This is a genomic window from Pseudomonas sp. LBUM1671, from assembly GCF_059695685.1.
The window spans coordinates 1,266,409-1,283,551 of the sequence record NZ_CP166782.1 but is presented as its reverse complement, the minus strand read 5'-3'; the positions used below and the strand labels follow the sequence as shown (position 1 = coordinate 1,283,551).

Sequence of the window (17,143 nt, the reverse complement as noted above, 5' to 3'; positions counted from 1 at the left end):
ATGCCGACTTTATCTATACGATCTGGAAATATTCCAGCTCTCACCGGACTGCGCTTCTTCGCTGCATTGATGGTGTTTTTTTCGCATTACACAATTACTGGTGTCAACGAAAAAATCGGAACGTTCTTCGCTTCCGGGTATTCCGGCGTTGTTTTCTTTTTCGTGCTTTCCGGCTTCATTATTGCCTACACCTATCTGGACAGATTTGAATCCAGACCGCTCGTTCACACACCACGGTATCTATGGGCGAGGTTTTGTAGAGTGTACCCGCTGTACTTTTTGACGATGGCATTTGCCTGGCTTCAAGAAGGAGGTGAAAGGTCAACTGCGATTTACCTGTTGGCCCTGCAGTCCTGGCATCCGGACATACATGTCATTGGTGCACTTAATGGTCCCGCTTGGAGCATTAGCGTTGAGGCGTTTCTTTATCTTGCTTTCCCTTTTCTGCTGCCTCTATTTAATAAAGCCGGGATCATCCAGTCAAAAAACCGCCTGATCTGCATGGCCATTCTGATTATCGTGATTCAGTTCGGACTGGCGTACTACCTGTCTTTGCCACCAAGGGACAGCCTCTCCCCGGCAGATCCCAACTCTGCGCATCGTTGGCTCTACAACTTTCCGCTGTTTCGTATCCTGGACTTCAGCCTCGGTATCCTGGCCGCAATCTTTTTTGCTCGACACTCGCACATCCTGGCCAATGTGAAAATGTGGCGCGTGATGTCTTACGTCAGCCTTGCAGTCGTTCTGGCTGTGATGTCCAGCAAACAGTTTTACTACTCTGCCTATAGTTGGGACGCCGCTTACGCAGGTGCCTTTACATTGCTGATCTTGTCCCTGGCAATCGACCGCGCAGGGCACCTGAGCAAATTCCTATCTACAAAGAACATTGTATTGCTGGGGGAAGCATCTTTTGCTTTTTACATGATTCATATGATCGCCTACCCAATGTTTGCCGTAAAAACAACGAGCTCCCTTTGGATCAATATCGCCTTTGAGCTAATTTTCCTGGGTCTGATCATTACGATGTCTGTCGGACTGCATTTGACTGTTGAAAAACCATGCCGCGACTTTTTGAACAAGCTGTTCCCCAAGCCCAAGGTTGCGAAAACTGAAATGGCGGCTGCGGAGCGTTAACACATCTGCTGACTCAGCGTTCCGTCGCGGCAGGACTCAGGCCAAAAGGCGCGAGTCCCTGACACGCGGCCCATCCCTGGAGAAAATCACACCGGCGGGCCCGCGGCGGGCAGGCTGGTAGCACTCGTTATAGAGTCCAATTGGCATATGAATGATGGCGCGCAGTCAGCGCGCCGTTTAGACTCCGCCCCTCTTCAGCAAGTGCATAACGAGCCGAGTACCGAACGCATGATAAAAAATATTCAGTACCTGCGCTGTGTGGCTGCCTTACTGGTAGTGTTCGCTCATTCAAATCTTCAAATCTTCGGGGTGCCGGCGAAATTCACGGATGTCGGCGGCTTTGGCGTCGATCTGTTCTTTGTCATCAGTGGCTTCATCATGCCCTACATCTTGTTCGGCGGTTTATACAGGCACGGGTCTTCCGCCACTAACAGCGCGATTGGGTTCTTCTGGCGCCGTATTGCGCGGATCTTGCCGATGTATTTTCTGGTGACGGCAACGGCAGTGCTGATTTCGTACCTGGTAATGTCTGGCAGGTTCCAAAATCCAGACAATGATCTGATGTACACCTTCAGCCCTTCGCGGGTTGATTGGTCGTGGTTCGTTGAGTCGATAACTTTTACTCACTGGGATCGCGCGCCGATCCTTGGCGTTGGCTGGTCGTTACAAGTTGAATTCTTTTTTTATCTGGCCATCACTTTCGGCTTGTTGCTGGGCGCGAAAAAACTGGAATCCATCGAGTTCGCCATTATCGGATTCTTTTTCGTGTTTATTCTTTTGGGGTCAATAAACACCACTAACAGCATTATTGCTCAGAACTTCAGCAGCCCGTTGGTTATCGAGTTCTTGTTGGGGATGTTCTTGTACAGGATGGTTTCGAGCGGTCAACTAATGAACAAATATGTGGCGATAATAACTATAGCTCTGTTTCTACCTGCCTTCATGTATATCGAATTGAAAGACGTGATCCGCATCATCATCCCAAGCCTGGACCGCGCGGTTCAGTGGGGATTCCCAGCGCTGTTGCTGGTGTGGGCGGCGATCAGCCTTGAGGGGAAGGTGAAAAACTTCAAACTGATAAGCCTGCTGGGGGACGCTTCATACAGCCTGTATCTGGTGCATGCGATTGTTGCCCCACTGTACATTTTCTACATGCACAAACTAGGCATCTCGCAGGCGGTAGGCCCGGCTATATACTTACTATCGATGCTTATCATTTGTAGCGCTGCGGGAATAGCAGCTCATTTGTACGTGGAAAAGCCTATCAATATTCTTATTAAGAAACACACAGCGCGCCGCCGGGTACTTTCTGACGCATAAAAAAGCGGCGCCGGGCCGGATCGCTTATAAACAGCCGTCAAAACATTCGTATCGAAAACAAAAACATTCCTGCCAAATTTTGTTGCGCCGCTCTTCGTCCGCAGCGAAATGACTCGAGAAAATATCTTTCACACAAAGCCCTATCCAAGATCCCATAGCACGAAGCACAACCGTGGCCAATGCTCCCAAGCCTACGGGCAAACCCGGACCCAGCCATGTTAACCTTACGCCATAAGCCAATAGCGGGAGACGACAGGTTCGCAAATTGCGAATCGAACGCCCCATATTAGTCCCACAACATTGAGCAAATCCCCCTAAGCCACTGATGAATAAAGTAATTTCTGACTTGTCCAGCCACACCCCGATGATGCAGCAATACTGGCGCCTGAAGAACCAGCACCCCGACCAACTGATGTTCTACCGCATGGGTGACTTCTACGAGATCTTCTATGAAGACGCGAAGAAGGCCGCCAAGTTGCTGGACATCACCCTGACCGCCCGCGGGCAGTCGGCTGGTCAGGCGATTCCGATGTGTGGGATTCCTTACCACGCAGCGGAAGGTTACCTGGCGAAACTGGTCAAGCTCGGCGAGTCGGTGGTGATTTGTGAGCAGGTCGGCGATCCGGCTACCAGCAAAGGGCCGGTAGATCGTCAGGTGGTGCGGATCATCACGCCGGGTACGGTCAGTGATGAAGCGTTGCTGGATGAGCGTCGGGATAACTTGATCGCGGCGGTGCTGGGTGACGAACGTCTGTTCGGCCTGGCCGTGCTGGACATCACCAGCGGCAACTTCACCGTGCTGGAAATCAAAGGCTGGGAAAACCTGCTGGCGGAACTGGAGCGGGTCAATCCGGTGGAGCTGATGATTCCGGATGACTGGCCGAAGGACTTGCCGGCAGAGAAACGCCGTGGGGTTCGTCGCCGTGCGCCGTGGGATTTCGAACGCGACTCGGCACTGAAAAGCCTTTGCCAGCAGTTCTCCACACAGGACCTCAAAGGTTTCGGCTGCGAGAACCTGACCCTGGCCATCGGTGCCGCCGGTTGCCTGCTCAGCTACGCCAAGGAAACCCAGCGCACCGCCCTGCCGCACTTGCGCAGCCTGCGGCATGAACGCCTGGACGAAACCGTGGTGCTGGATGGCGCGAGCCGTCGCAACCTGGAACTGGACACCAACCTGGCCGGTGGGCGTGACAACACGCTGCAATCGGTGGTTGATCGTTGCCAGACGGCGATGGGCAGTCGTCTGCTGACCCGCTGGTTGAACCGGCCGTTGCGCGATCTGAAGGTTTTGCTGGCACGCCAGACCTCGATCACGTGCCTGCTCGACGGCTACCGTTTCGAAAAGCTGCAACCGCAGCTCAAGGAAATCGGTGACATCGAGCGGATCCTGGCGCGAATCGGTTTGCGTAATGCCCGTCCTCGCGACCTCGCTCGTCTGCGCGATGCCCTCGGTGCACTGCCTGAGTTGCAAGTGGCGATGACCGAGCTTGAAGCGCCGCACATCATTCAACTGGCGAAGACCACCAGCACCTACCCGGAACTCGCGGCGCTGCTGGAGAAAGCCATCATCGACAACCCGCCAGCGGTGATCCGTGACGGCGGCGTGTTGAAGACAGGCTACGACAGCGAACTCGACGACCTTCAATCGCTGAGCGAAAACGCCGGGCAGTTCCTGATCGATCTGGAAGCACGGGAGAAGGCGCGCACCGGTCTGTCGCACCTGAAGGTCGGCTACAACCGCATTCACGGCTACTTCATCGAGTTGCCGAGCAAGCAGGCGGAGTCGGCGCCGGCCGACTACATCCGCCGCCAGACGCTTAAAGGTGCCGAGCGTTTCATCACGCCAGAACTGAAGGCGTTCGAGGACAAGGCGTTATCAGCCAAGAGCCGCGCACTCGCCCGCGAGAAGATGCTTTACGAAGCGCTGCTCGAAGACCTGATCGCCCAGTTGCCGCCGCTGCAAGATACCGCCGCGGCCCTGGCTGAACTGGACGTGCTGAGCAACCTTGCCGAGCGCGCCCTGAACCTCGACCTGAACTGCCCGCGCTTCGTTGACGAGCCGTGCATGCGCATCACCCAGGGCCGTCACCCCGTGGTCGAGCAAGTGCTGACCACGCCGTTCGTGGCCAACGACCTGAGCCTCGACGACAACACGCGCATGCTGGTGATCACCGGTCCGAACATGGGCGGTAAATCCACCTACATGCGTCAGACAGCCTTGATCGTGCTGCTGGCGCACATCGGCAGCTTCGTGCCGGCGGCCAGTTGCGAATTGTCGCTGGTGGACCGGATCTTCACCCGGATCGGCTCCAGCGATGACTTGGCGGGCGGGCGCTCGACCTTCATGGTCGAAATGAGCGAAACCGCGAACATTCTGCACAACGCCTCCGAACGCAGCCTGGTGCTGATGGACGAAGTCGGTCGCGGCACCAGCACCTTCGACGGCCTGTCCCTGGCCTGGGCCGCCGCCGAACGCCTGGCCCATCTGCGGGCGTATACGCTGTTTGCCACCCACTACTTCGAACTGACAGTGCTGCCGGAAGCGCAACCGCTGGTGGCCAACGTTCACCTCAATGCCACCGAGCACAACGAGCGCATCGTGTTCCTGCACCACGTGCTGCCCGGGCCTGCCAGCCAGAGCTATGGCCTGGCGGTTGCACAGTTGGCCGGCGTGCCGAGCGAAGTGATCGTGCGTGCTCGCGAACACCTGGGTCGACTGGAAGCGACTGCCCTGCCCCATGAAGTTCCTAAACCGACTAAGGGCAAACCGGCCGCGCCACAGCAGAGCGATATGTTCGCCAGCCTGCCGCACCCGGTGCTGGATGAACTGGCCAAACTGGATCTGGACGACATGACACCGCGTCGTGCATTAGAAATGCTCTATACACTAAAGACACGGATCTAACGCACTTGCCTGCAAGCTGTTAGAATCTCGCGCGGTTTGGGATGCTGCGGGCTAATAGCCTGGCCTGCAGACTATCGCTCCCAAACCTGGCGACCCCAACGTGAAGGGGCTCCGCTGCCGCCGCCTGAGGAGAAAATTAGAATGACCTTCGTCGTCACCGACAACTGCATCAAGTGCAAGTACACCGACTGCGTAGAAGTCTGCCCGGTGGACTGCTTTTACGAAGGCCCGAATTTCCTGGTGATTCACCCGGATGAGTGCATCGACTGCGCACTGTGCGAACCAGAATGCCCTGCCGTGGCCATCTTCTCTGAAGATGAAGTACCGGCTGGTATGGAAAACTTCATTCAGCTGAACGTTGAGCTGGCCGAAATCTGGCCAAACATCACTGAGCGCAAAGATCCATTGCCCGATTCCGCTGATTGGGATGGCAAGCCAGGCAAGATCGAACACCTCGAACGCTGATTACCCCCGCGTTCTTGAAAAGGCCCCTCGCGGGCCTTTTTGCTTTTCTGCAGGCAAAAAAAAGGGGCGGTTTGACCCGCCCACATTTTTTCCCTATTCCCTGTATTCCTTTTCATCGTCCTGATGAATCGCTCCCTGCGATGTCCTTTCCCCTCATCCTTGAAGGGCGTGTCTGTCCGTTGACACAGTTCAGATACTAGAGAATTCCCCACCGAGAGCAATCGCCAAAAATCGCCGAAACTGTCTGTCACACGCTTTAAATATTAAAAAATAATAATATAAATCAAATATATAGAGTGATCAACGAGAGAAGATAGAGGACTGCCACACTGTAAAAATAACGAACACTTACGAAAGAGTAAGCAAAGACTTACAGCGCGAGACTACAAACCTGAGCCAATCGGCATTCATTTCCCAGATAATAAAAAACCCCGAACCAGTCGGGGTTTTCTAATGCCACTCAAGCTCGTCGCTTACTGAAACAGCGACTCGCTCGACAGGCCGTTCTTCTCGAGAATTTCCCGAAGACGTTTCAGGCCTTCCACCTGAATCTGTCTGACCCGTTCCCGGGTCAGTCCGATCTCAAGGCCCACATCTTCAAGCGTGCTGCTCTCGTGGCCGCGCAAGCCGAAGCGGCGTACCACCACTTCGCGTTGCTTGTCGGTCAGCTCCGAAAGCCATTGATCGATGCTCTGGGACAGGTCGTCATCCTGCAACAGCTCACATGGATCGGTTGGTCGGTCATCCGTAAGGGTGTCCAGCAGGGTTTTATCCGAATCCGGACCCAGCGAGACGTCGACCGAAGAAACCCGCTCGTTCAAGCCGAGCATGCGCTTGACCTCTGCCACTGGTTTTTCCAGCAGGTTGGCGATTTCTTCGGGTGAGGGTTCGTGATCGAGCTTTTGAGTCAGCTCTCGTGCAGCCCGCAGGTACACGTTGAGCTCTTTGACCACATGGATCGGCAACCGGATGGTCCGGGTCTGATTCATGATTGCGCGCTCGATGGTCTGACGAATCCACCAGGTAGCGTAAGTCGAAAAGCGGAAGCCGCGTTCAGGGTCGAATTTCTCCACTGCCCGGATCAGCCCGAGGTTGCCCTCTTCGATCAGGTCCAGCAGCGACAGGCCACGATTGACATAACGTCGGGCGATTTTCACCACCAGCCGCAGGTTGCTTTCAATCATGCGCTTGCGCCCGGCCGGATCGCCACTTTGCGACAAGCGCGCAAAATGAACTTCTTCTTCCGGGGAGAGCAATGGGGAAAAGCCGATTTCATTGAGGTACAGCTGCGTGGCATCGAGTGCCCGCGTGTAATCGATATACTTGTGTTGCTTCAACGTAGCGGAGTGTTTGGATTTGGCACGAACGGAAGGTGGAGCAGCCCCTTCATCATTCGACATCGAATCCATACCGATGCCGGTCTCCATAAGGAGAACCTCATCGTCGATGTCAAACTCCGGCACTTCTTTACTGAGAGCCATTGTTATAGTCCTTTGGTGAGTTCGACCTCAAGCTCAAGCGGCGCCTTTATCCCTGGCAACGCTGGAGCCTGTTCCCTCTACGTGACGGAACAGGCTGGTAACAAATCAACGACGTGGCAGGAACTGCAGCGGATCTACAGGTTTACCTTGTCGGCGAATCTCAAAATGCAGCTTCACCCGGTCTGTACCCGTTGACCCCATTTCGGCAATTGTCTGTCCGACCTTGACCTGCTGCCCCTCCCGAACCAACAGCCTGCGGTTATGTCCGTAGGCACTGACGTAGGTGTCGCTGTGTTTGATGATGACTAATTCGCCGTAGCCCCTTAAGCCACTCCCGGCGTATACCACCGTCCCATCAGACGCAGCTAAAACAGGCTGTCCCAAATCCCCGGCGATATCAATTCCTTTATTCAAACTACCGTTTGAGGAGAACTTTCCTATCAGAATGCCATTAGATGGCCATCCCCAGCCGGTCGGGGCCGGACCGGCTGGAGGCATCGGAGCAGGGGTCGGCTTGTTGGCGACGGACGGTGCAACCACTGCTGTGCTGGTAGTTGCGCCATTCGGTTGGCGTCGGATTACCGTGGTTTTCAGCGATGACGAAGGCGCTGAATCGGTAGCGCTGGCCATCGGTGCCGGGGTTGAACCGGAGCGACCATCGAAGCGAATTGTCTGACCCGGATGGATCGTGTACGGCGTAGGAATATTGTTCCGTGCGGCGAGGGCTTTGTAGTCCCAGCCGTAGCGAAAAGCGATCGAGAACAACGTATCTTTTGGTCGAACGACGTACTGACCCGTGGTCACCGCCGGACGCTGGGCGACGCCTTTATTGCGATCGACGACACGCACATCGCTCGTTTTGGAACTGGAGCAACCAACCAGCAAGGTGCTCAAAACGAGGCCAGTCACCAGGCGCTGAAAGCTCTTTGTACCCATACGCTGCGCAATGACTGTGAGACTCACCCGCCGCTCCCTTTGTGGTGGCTGAAAATGTGGATTGCCGTGTTCCGGCACGAAATGTCGCAAGTATAACGGGCCAAACAGGCTTTACCTTTAATGAAGCGAAATCGCTTCGCGCACACGTTTGCTGCCCGCCGATGAATCCCGTTTAACTCATCGATGCCGCTGTAAGACCCGGGCAATCGAAGAGAATTCAGCGCGCCTGAACAAATGCTCAGGCCAGCGGCCCATTGAGTAGCGGCACGAAGCGCACCGACCCCAGAACACGACGTGAAAAACCGTGTTCTTCGCGGATGATCAGCATCAGTTGCTGCACCTCACCGGAGCCGACAGGAATCACCAATCGTCCGCCTGGCGCTAACTGATCGAGCAGCGCCTGAGGGACATCAGTGGCCACTGCCGTCACGATAATGCCGTTGTATGGCGCCAGTGCCGGCCACCCTTCCCAGCCATCGCCCCAACGGAAAACCACATTGCGCAGGTTCAGCTCCACCAGGCGTTCCTTGGCCCGGTCCTGCAAAACCTTGATGCGCTCCACGGAGAACACCCGTTCAACCAGTTGCGACAGTACCGCCGTCTGGTAGCCCGAGCCGGTGCCGATTTCCATCACCTTGTCCAAGGGACCTGCTTCCAGCAGCAACTCGCTCATGCGCGCCACCATATAAGGCTGGGAGATGGTCTGGTTGTGTCCAATCGGCAGCGCCGTGTCTTCGTAGGCGCGATGAGCCAGCGCTTCGTCGACGAACAGGTGGCGCGGTGTACGGCGGATGACTTCCAGCACCTTGGCGTTGGAAACCCCTTCCTCATACAGGCGTTGAATCAGGCGCTCGCGGGTTCGTTGCGAAGTCATCCCGATGCCGCGGCGCAGAATATCGTCTTGTTCACGAGCCATTAGCGCAGCCCCTCCAACCAGCCATCGAGACTTCTGAAGGCATCATTGAAGGTGCGATCCAGTTGCAGCGGGGTAATCGACACATAGCCCTGCATCACCGCATGGAAATCGGTGCCCGGGCCGCCGTCTTCGGCATCCCCGGCGGCGGCAATCCAGTATCCGGATTTGCCACGCGGGTCGACCACTTTCATCGGCGCCGCCGCACGTGCGCGGTGCCCGAGGCGGGTCAGCTGAATACCGCGGATGTGATCCAGCGGCAGATTGGGAATGTTCACGTTCAATACCGTGCGCGGTGGCAAGTCGAGGTCGGCGTGGGCCTCGACCAGTTTGCGCGCAAAGTAAGCGGCTGTGGGAAGGTTCTCCACTTGCCGTGAGACCAACGAAAAGGCGAACGAAGGACGCTCGAGGAAACGACCCTCAAGTGCTGCCGCGACAGTGCCGGAATACAACACGTCGTCCCCCAGGTTGGCGCCCAGGTTGATGCCGGAAACCACCATGTCCGGTTGGCACTCCAGCAAGCCGTTAAGGCCCAGGTGCACGCAATCGGTGGGTGTGCCGTTCAGGCTGATAAAGCCGTTGGCCAAAGTTTGCGGGTGCAACGGACGGTCGAGCGTCAGCGAACTGCTGGCGCCGCTTTTGTCCTGGTCCGGGGCGATAACCACGCACTCGGTGTAATCCGCCAGCGCAGCATAAAGCGCGGCGAGACCGGGTGCGGTTACCCCATCGTCGTTAGAAATCAGAATACGCATGGGCTGTCCGTCTGCCCCACCGGCACCAGATCAACAAGCTCGCGCACCAATACGGTGGCAAAGCATCCGGCCGGGAGGACGAATTCCAGTTGCAGAATGTCAGGCTCGGGATAATGCCACGTCAACCCACCAATGGGCAGTCGCAGGATGCGACGTTCGTGGCTCATTCCGGCGTTAATCAACCAATCGCGCAGATCCGCTTCGCGAGCGGCGATTGCCTGCTCCAGTACATGGACAGCGCCGGTCGCCGGCGAGTCACCTTCGCCCCACTGAGGACCGGTCGGGTGCAGGTCGAGAATCGCCAAGCGGGGGTCGCTGCATTCGGCTTCACCTGCCGGGAAAAAGCTGCGGCTGTCGGTGAAGGCCAGTAGATCGCCGACCTGCGCTTGCTGCCAGGTGCCATCCGCCACACGTGCCGCCAGGACTTGATTGAACAGAAAACTGCGGGCGGTGGAGAGCAGCCGCGAACGCACGTTGCGCTGCTCCGGCAATGCCTTGCGCGCGGCCCAACCTCGGGCGTCGACCACGTTCCCGCCGTCAAAGCCGAAACGCTGTGCGCCGAAATAATTGGGAATACCATGCTTGGCGATCAGTTGTAGACGCTCGTCTATCGCAGCTTTGTCGCCAGCGAATTGCGTCAGGCGCAAGGTGAAGCCATTTGCCGAGTGGGCACCGCGCTGCAGTTTGCGCTTGTGCCGACCGGTCTTGAGGATCTTCAGCGTGTCGTTTTCCGCCGCCGACAAATCAGGATCCGCCTTGCCCGGCAGTTGCACGCTGAACCATTGGCGAGTCAACGCCTGGCGATCCTTGAGGCCCGCATAACTGACGGTGCGCAATGGCACACCCGCGGCCTTGGCAATCCGCCGTGCGGCTTCTTCAGTATTCAGGCCGCGCTTTTCCACCCAGATCCACAGGTGCTCGCCATCACCGCTAAGGGGGATGTTGAGCACTTCATCAACCTGGAAATCTTCCGCCGTGGCTTTCAGAACTGCTGTGCCGAGGGCATCGCCGTAGGCACGCGGGCCGAGCAATTGCGCTTCGTTCATGCGCGCAGCAACAAGGCAACGGAATGCACGGCAATGCCTTCTTCGCGACCGACAAAGCCGAGCTTTTCGGTGGTGGTAGCTTTCACGTTCACTTGATCCAACTCAACTTGAAGATCCGCAGCAATCAGCGCGCGCATCGATTCGATATGCGGGGCCATTTTCGGCGCTTGGGCGACGATGGTGTTATCGACGTTGCCGACCTTCCAGCCCTTGGCGTGGATCAGTGCGACGACGTGACGCAACAGCACGCGGCTGTCGGCGCCCTTGTATGTCGGGTCGGTGTCCGGGAAGTGCTTGCCGATATCACCCAGCGCAGCAGCGCCGAGCAAGGCATCGCTCAAGGCGTGCAGCAGGACGTCACCGTCGGAATGAGCGAGCAGCCCGAAGCCGTGTGCGATACGCACGCCGCCCAGAGTAATGAAATCGCCTTCAGCGAAACGGTGCACATCATAGCCGTGGCCAATACGCATAAAAAAACGCCCCGATTTTTGTCAGGGCGTGATTCTACCTGCATTAGGCGCCTAGGGCGCGCCCATGATGTTGCAAGTGGTCGTCGATGAAACTGGCGATGAAGAAATAGCTGTGGTCGTAGCCCGGTTGCAGGCGCAACGTCAGCGGATGACCGGCCAGTTTGGCGGCCTGTTGCAAGGCTTCAGGCTTGAGCTGGGTGGCCAGGAAATCATCGCGATCACCTTGATCGACCAGCAGCGGCAACTTCTCGTCGGCCTCGGCGATCAACGCGCAAGCATCCCATTCACGCCATTTCGAGCGGTCTTCGCCCAAGTAACGGGAAAAGGCCTTCTGACCCCAAGGGCAATCCATCGGATTGTTGATCGGCGAGAACGCCGACACCGATTGATATCGCCCCGGATTGCGCAAGGCGCAGACCAGCGCACCGTGGCCACCCATGGAGTGACCGCTGATGCCGCGTTTGTCCGAAGCGGGGAAATGGGCTTCGACCAATGCCGGCAATTCCTGCACGACATAGTCATGCATCCGATAGTGCCGCGACCAAGGTTCCTGCGTGGCATTCAGATAAAACCCGGCGCCGAGACCGAAGTCCCAGGCACCGTCCGGGTCGCCGGGCACATCAGGGCCGCGAGGGCTGGTGTCCGGCGCGACGATGATCAACCCCAGCTCGGCGGCCATACGCATCGCGCCGGCCTTGTGCATGAAATTCTCGTCGGTGCAGGTCAGGCCGGACAACCAATACAGCACCGGCAACTTGCCGCCCTGCTCCGCTTGCGGCGGCAGGTACACGGCGAACACCATGTCGCAGCCGAGCACATCGGAGCGGTGCTTGTAGCGTTTGTGCCAGCCGCCAAAGCTTTTCTGGCAGGAGATATTTTCCAGGCTCATGACTGACCTCAGAAATGGATGACGCTACGGATGCTTTTGCCTTCGTGCATCAGGTCGAAAGCCTTGTTGATGTCTTCCAGACCCATGGTGTGGGTGATGAACGTATCCAGCGGGATTTCGCCGGTCTCGGCCATCTCGACGTAGCTTGGCAACTCGGTACGACCGCGCACGCCACCGAACGCCGAACCGCGCCAGACGCGACCGGTGACCAGTTGGAATGGACGGGTAGAGATTTCCTGGCCGGCACCGGCCACGCCGATGATCACCGACTCACCCCAACCCTTGTGGCAGCACTCAAGTGCGGCGCGCATCAATTGCACATTGCCGATGCACTCGAAGGAAAAGTCGACGCCGCCGTCAGTCATGTCGACGATAACTTCCTGGATCGGACGGTCGAAGTCTTTCGGGTTCACGCAGTCGGTTGCACCGAGTTGCTTGGCGATTTCGAATTTGGCCGGGTTGATGTCGATGGCAATGATCCGCCCTGCCTTGGCTTTGACCGCGCCGATCACAGCTGACAGACCGATGCCGCCGAGACCGAAAATGGCCACGGTGTCACCCGGTTTTACCTTGGCGGTATTGAGCACCGCACCGATGCCGGTGGTGACACCGCAGCCCAGCAGGCAGACTTTTTCCAGCGGCGCTTCTTTCGCAATCTTGGCGACCGAGATTTCCGGCAACACGGTGTACTCGGAGAACGTCGAGGTGCCCATGTAGTGGAAAATCGGCTGGCCTTTGTAGGAAAAACGCGAGGTGCCATCTGGCATCAGGCCCTTGCCTTGCGTGGCACGAATCGCCTGGCACAGGTTGGTTTTGCCCGACAGGCAGAATTTGCACTGGCGGCATTCCGGGGTGTACAGCGGGATCACATGATCGCCGACGGCGACGGAAGTCACGCCCTCGCCGATCGCTTCAACCACGGCGCCACCTTCGTGACCGAGGATCGACGGAAAGATGCCTTCCGGGTCAGCGCCCGACAGGGTGTAGGCATCGGTATGACAAACACCGGAGGCCACCACACGCAACAGAACTTCACCGGCCTTGGGCATGGCGACATCGACTTCGACGATCTCGAGGGGTTTCTTGGCCTCGAAGGCAACGGCAGCGCGCGACTTGATCATGTGGATTCTCCAGTGAATAAAAACGAGACAGGCAGTGTAATACAGCGCCTTACGAGGAATAATCCGGACAAAAGCAAAACATTATTGCCATACAGGGATAATCCTTGATGTCCGAAAACCGCTGGGAAGGGATTGACGAGTTCGTCGCCGTGGCCGAGTGCAGCCAGTTCACCGCGGCTGCGGAACGGCTTGGGGTTTCGTCCTCTCACGTCAGTCGACAAATCGCACGCCTCGAAGAACGCCTTCAGACGCGGCTGCTGTACCGAAGCACCCGTCGGGTCACGCTGACCGAAGCCGGGCAAACCTTTTTGCAGCATTGCCAGCGTTTGCAGGACGGTCGCGAAGAAGCCTTGCGCGCAGTCGGCGACCTGACCAGCGAACCCAAGGGCATGCTGCGCATGACCTGCGCGGTGGCGTACGGCGAACGCTTCATCGTGCCGCTGGTGACGCGCTTCATGGCGCTCTATCCGCAACTGCGCGTCGACATTGAACTGAGCAACCGCCCTCTCGATCTGGTGCACGAAGGGCTGGACCTGGCGATCCGCCTCGGTCGTCTTCAGGATTCACGACTGGTCGCCACACGCCTGGCACCGCGGCGCATGTACCTGTGCGCATCGCCGTCCTACTTGGAACGGTATGGCCGCCCACACAGTTTGTCGGAGCTCAGCCGGCACAATTGCCTGATCGGCAGTTCGGACATGTGGCAACTGGAGCAGAACGGGCGGGAATTTTCGCAACGGGTGCAGGGAAACTGGCGCTGCAACAGTGGGCAAGCAGTATTGGATGCGGCGCTGCAGGGGGTTGGGTTGTGCCAGCTGCCGGATTACTACGTGCTGGAACATTTGAACAGCGGTGCTTTGATTTCACTGCTGGAAGCGCATCAGCCGCCGAATACGGCAGTTTGGGCGCTTTATCCACAGCAGCGGCATCTGTCGCCGAAGGTGCGCAAGCTGGTGGATTATTTGAAGGAAGGTTTGGCGCAAAGGCCGGAGTACCGGAGCTAAATGTTCATTTCAGTGCCGGACTTGTTGTCTGAGCAACCGCTTTCGCGAGCAAGCCCGCTCCCACATTTAACCAAGTTCCTTCAGAAGGAATGCAGTGAAGTGTGGGAGCGGGCTTGCTCGCGAAAGCAATCTGACAAACACCAACGAATCAGTGGCGGTTAGCCCAACGCTGTCGCAGCCATTCGAGGTCTTCAGGGCGTGTGACTTTGAGATTGTCGGATCGACCTTCGATCAAACGAGGAGCCAGACCCGCCCACTCCATGGCCGAAGCTTCATCCGTCACCAACGCATCCGCCACCAGACTGTCCGCCAATGCCCGGTGCAACGCACCAAGGCGAAACATCTGCGGCGTATACGCCTGCCAGATCACGCTGCGATCCACGGTTTCAACCACGCGACCGTGCTTGTCGACCCGTTTCAAGGTATCGCGTGCCGGCACTGCCAGCAGTCCGCCGACAGGATCATCCGCCAATTCGCTTAGCAGCTTGTCCAGATCATCACGGCTCAGGTTGGGCCGCGCAGCATCGTGCACCAGCACCCAATCTTCATCGTCCGCACCCTGCGCATGCAAATGCAGCAAGGCATTGAGCACCGAACCGGAACGCTCGTCGCCACCGTCAACCCGCTGAATACGCGGATCGGCAGCACACGCCAGGTTTGGCCAATAAGGATCATCAACAGCAAGACTGACCACCAACCCCTTCAGGGCAGGATGATCAAGGAAACAGCCGAGGCTGTGTTCGAGAATAGTGCGCCCGCCCAGTTGCAGGTATTGCTTGGGACGGTCCGCGGCCATACGGGCACCGACGCCCGCGGCAGGAATCACGGCCCAGAAGGCCGGTAACGACTGGATCATTGGGCCAACTGGTAAAGGGTTTCACCGTCCTTGACCATGCCCAACTCATGGCGAGCCCGCTCTTCAACGGTCTCCATGCCTTTTTTCAACTCGCTGACTTCAGCGTCCATGACCCGATTGCGCTCCAGCAATCCTTCGTTCTCAGCGTGTTGATCCGCGATCTGCTGAGTCAGCTCGGCCACTTGCGCCAGACTGCCATTACCCACCCACAGGCGGTATTGCAGGCCAGCCAGCAGCAGGAGCAAGACGAGGAACAACCAATTGGGACTGCGCATCGAATATCAGGTATCCAGTGGAAAAAGACAGCCATGCCAAAACTATGAAGCTTCTGATAGCACGAAGCCTGGAAGACCCAGGCTTGTGCTCTTAAGGCATCAGATTAGTGGCAAAAACGTCGCTGTAGCGATTTTTCCGACACAATCCGGTGTCTTTTTTACGCTGTAGCAATCAGCCGCGGAATTCGCTGCGACCGTTGTACTTGGCTTTGCCATTCAACTGCTCTTCGATACGCAGCAGTTGGTTGTACTTGGATACGCGGTCCGAACGGCACAGGGAACCGGTCTTGATCTGGCCAGCCGAGGTGCCCACGGCCAGGTCGGCAATGGTCGAATCTTCGGTTTCGCCGGAGCGGTGCGAGATCACGGCGGTGTAACCAGCGGCCTTGGCCATCTGGATGGCTTCCAGGGTTTCGGTCAGGGTGCCGATCTGGTTGAACTTGATCAGGATCGAGTTGGCGATCTTTTTGTCGATGCCTTCTTTCAGGATCTTGGTGTTGGTCACGAACAGGTCGTCGCCGACCAGTTGGACTTTCTCGCCGATCTTGTCGGTGAGGATTTTCCAGCCAGCCCAGTCGGACTCGTCCAGGCCGTCTTCGATCGAGATGATCGGATAACGCTCGGTCAGGCCTTTCAGGTAATCAGCGAAACCTTCAGCGGTGAACACCTGGCCTTCGCCGGACAGGTTGTATTTACCGTCTTCGTAGAATTCGCTGGCCGCGCAGTCCAGTGCCAGGGTCACGTCGGTGCCCAGTTTGTAACCGGCGTTGGCCACGGCTTCGGAGATCACTTTCAAAGCGTCTTCGTTGGAAGCCAGGTTCGGTGCGAAACCACCTTCGTCGCCAACTGCAGTGCTCAGGCCACGGGCCTTCAGAACGGCTTTGAGGTGATGGAAAATCTCGGTGCCCATGCGCAGGCCTTCCGAGAAAGACTTGGCGCCAACCGGCTGAACCATGAATTCCTGGATGTCGACGTTGTTATCGGCGTGCTCGCCACCGTTGATGATGTTCATCATCGGAACCGGCATCGAGTAAACACCCGGGGTGCCGTTCAGGTTGGCGATGTGCGCGTACAGCGGCAGGTCCTGATCCTGTGCTGCTGCCTTGGCCGCGGCCAGGGAAACGGCGAGGATCGCGTTGGCGCCCAGGGAACCTTTGTTTTCAGTACCGTCGAGCTTGATCATCGCGTGATCCAGCGCTTTCTGGTCGCTTGGGTCTGCGCCTTTCAACAGGTCGCGGATCGGACCGTTGATGTTGGCGACGGCTTTAAGCACGCCTTTGCCCAGGTAACGGCTCTTGTCGCCATCACGCAGCTCGAGCGCTTCACGCGAGCCAGTGGAAGCACCGGACGGCGCGCAAGCGCTGCCGATGATGCCGTTATCGAGAAGCACGTCCGCTTCCACGGTGGGATTGCCACGGGAGTCGAGAACTTCACGACCTTTGATGTCGACGATTTTTGCCATTGTTGTAAACACTCCAAAGTTGACGAAAACGACGCAGCTAGAGGAAATCTTTTACCGTCGGCAAGTGGTGTGCAGCGGGCAGACTTGCGGACGATAAGGCTCAGGCCCGAGGGC

Annotated in this window: 16 protein-coding genes; 5 read left to right on the top strand and 11 right to left on the bottom strand. The window is 57.4% G+C overall.

Features of this window, described 5'->3' with window-relative positions; genetic code table 11:
• The 4 genes from ACA060_RS05660 (at position 1) to fdxA (ending at position 5,824) form a co-directional block, all read left to right on the top strand.
• Positions 1-1,134 carry an acyltransferase family protein gene (locus ACA060_RS05660; RefSeq protein ID WP_497315931.1) on the top strand — a complete coding sequence of 378 codons (1,134 nt, stop codon included), beginning with the start codon at positions 1-3 and terminating at the stop codon, positions 1,132-1,134.
• Between the two features lie 147 nt (positions 1,135-1,281).
• Positions 1,282-2,454, top strand: a complete 1,173-nt coding sequence (locus tag ACA060_RS05655) for an acyltransferase family protein (protein ID WP_497315929.1) — start codon at positions 1,282-1,284, stop codon at positions 2,452-2,454.
• 337 nt (positions 2,455-2,791) lie between these two features.
• Positions 2,792-5,359: a DNA mismatch repair protein MutS gene (gene mutS / locus ACA060_RS05650; protein ID WP_497318183.1), complete on the top strand. Its 2,568-nt coding sequence runs from the start codon at positions 2,792-2,794 to the stop codon at positions 5,357-5,359.
• A gap of 141 nt (positions 5,360-5,500) precedes the next feature.
• Positions 5,501-5,824: a ferredoxin FdxA gene (fdxA, locus tag ACA060_RS05645; RefSeq protein WP_109628227.1), complete on the top strand. Its 324-nt coding sequence runs from the start codon at positions 5,501-5,503 to the stop codon at positions 5,822-5,824.
• A 473-nt stretch (positions 5,825-6,297) separates the two neighbouring features.
• Here the strand turns inward: fdxA and rpoS are convergent, their stop codons facing one another.
• The 8 genes from rpoS to ACA060_RS05605 all read right to left on the bottom strand — a co-directional run bounded on the left by rpoS (position 6,298) and on the right by ACA060_RS05605 (position 13,432).
• On the bottom strand, positions 6,298-7,305 hold the full coding sequence (rpoS, locus tag ACA060_RS05640; RefSeq protein WP_497315927.1) for an RNA polymerase sigma factor RpoS: 1,008 nt from the start codon (positions 7,303-7,305) through the stop codon (positions 6,298-6,300).
• 105 nt (positions 7,306-7,410) lie between these two features.
• Entirely contained in the window at positions 7,411-8,268 is an 858-nt protein-coding gene (locus ACA060_RS05635; protein WP_497315925.1) for a peptidoglycan DD-metalloendopeptidase family protein, read from the bottom strand.
• Positions 8,269-8,479: 211 nt separating this feature from the next.
• Positions 8,480-9,115, bottom strand: coding sequence for a protein-L-isoaspartate(D-aspartate) O-methyltransferase (locus ACA060_RS05630; RefSeq protein ID WP_170948756.1), 636 nt, complete (start codon positions 9,113-9,115; stop codon positions 8,480-8,482).
• A 41-nt stretch (positions 9,116-9,156) separates the two neighbouring features.
• Complete coding sequence (gene surE, locus ACA060_RS05625; protein WP_109628224.1) at positions 9,157-9,906, bottom strand: 5'/3'-nucleotidase SurE; 750 nt, start codon at positions 9,904-9,906, stop codon at positions 9,157-9,159.
• The gene (gene truD, locus ACA060_RS05620; protein WP_109628223.1) at positions 9,894-10,952 is read right to left on the bottom strand and encodes a tRNA pseudouridine(13) synthase TruD; all 1,059 of its coding nucleotides are present in this window, start codon (positions 10,950-10,952) and stop codon (positions 9,894-9,896) included. The genes surE and truD overlap by 13 nt, the downstream gene beginning before the upstream one ends.
• Entirely contained in the window at positions 10,949-11,422 is a 474-nt protein-coding gene (gene ispF, locus ACA060_RS05615; protein ID WP_008154023.1) for a 2-C-methyl-D-erythritol 2,4-cyclodiphosphate synthase, read from the bottom strand. Before ispF ends, truD begins: the two co-directional genes overlap by 4 nt.
• A 43-nt stretch (positions 11,423-11,465) precedes the next feature.
• Entirely contained in the window at positions 11,466-12,311 is an 846-nt protein-coding gene (fghA, locus tag ACA060_RS05610) for an S-formylglutathione hydrolase (protein WP_497315922.1), read from the bottom strand.
• A gap of 8 nt (positions 12,312-12,319) precedes the next feature.
• Entirely contained in the window at positions 12,320-13,432 is a 1,113-nt protein-coding gene (locus tag ACA060_RS05605; protein ID WP_497315920.1) for an S-(hydroxymethyl)glutathione dehydrogenase/class III alcohol dehydrogenase, read from the bottom strand.
• 107 nt (positions 13,433-13,539) lie between these two features.
• Here ACA060_RS05605 and ACA060_RS05600 point away from each other — a divergent pair, with 107 nt between their 5' ends.
• The gene (locus tag ACA060_RS05600) at positions 13,540-14,436 is read left to right on the top strand and encodes a LysR substrate-binding domain-containing protein (protein WP_497315918.1); all 897 of its coding nucleotides are present in this window, start codon (positions 13,540-13,542) and stop codon (positions 14,434-14,436) included.
• Positions 14,437-14,584: 148 nt separating this feature from the next.
• On the opposite strand, the gene ispD is transcribed toward ACA060_RS05600, so the two are convergent.
• From ispD to eno, 3 genes are all read right to left on the bottom strand, one after another.
• Positions 14,585-15,292, bottom strand: a complete 708-nt coding sequence (gene ispD / locus ACA060_RS05595; RefSeq protein ID WP_497315916.1) for a 2-C-methyl-D-erythritol 4-phosphate cytidylyltransferase — start codon at positions 15,290-15,292, stop codon at positions 14,585-14,587.
• Entirely contained in the window at positions 15,289-15,567 is a 279-nt protein-coding gene (gene ftsB / locus ACA060_RS05590) for a cell division protein FtsB (RefSeq protein ID WP_008028992.1), read from the bottom strand. Before ftsB ends, ispD begins: the two co-directional genes overlap by 4 nt.
• A 172-nt stretch (positions 15,568-15,739) precedes the next feature.
• Positions 15,740-17,029 (bottom strand): phosphopyruvate hydratase, encoded by a 1,290-nt coding sequence (gene eno / locus ACA060_RS05585; RefSeq protein WP_033059918.1) that lies wholly within the window; start codon positions 17,027-17,029, stop codon positions 15,740-15,742.
• Between the last annotated feature and the right edge of the window lie 114 nt (positions 17,030-17,143).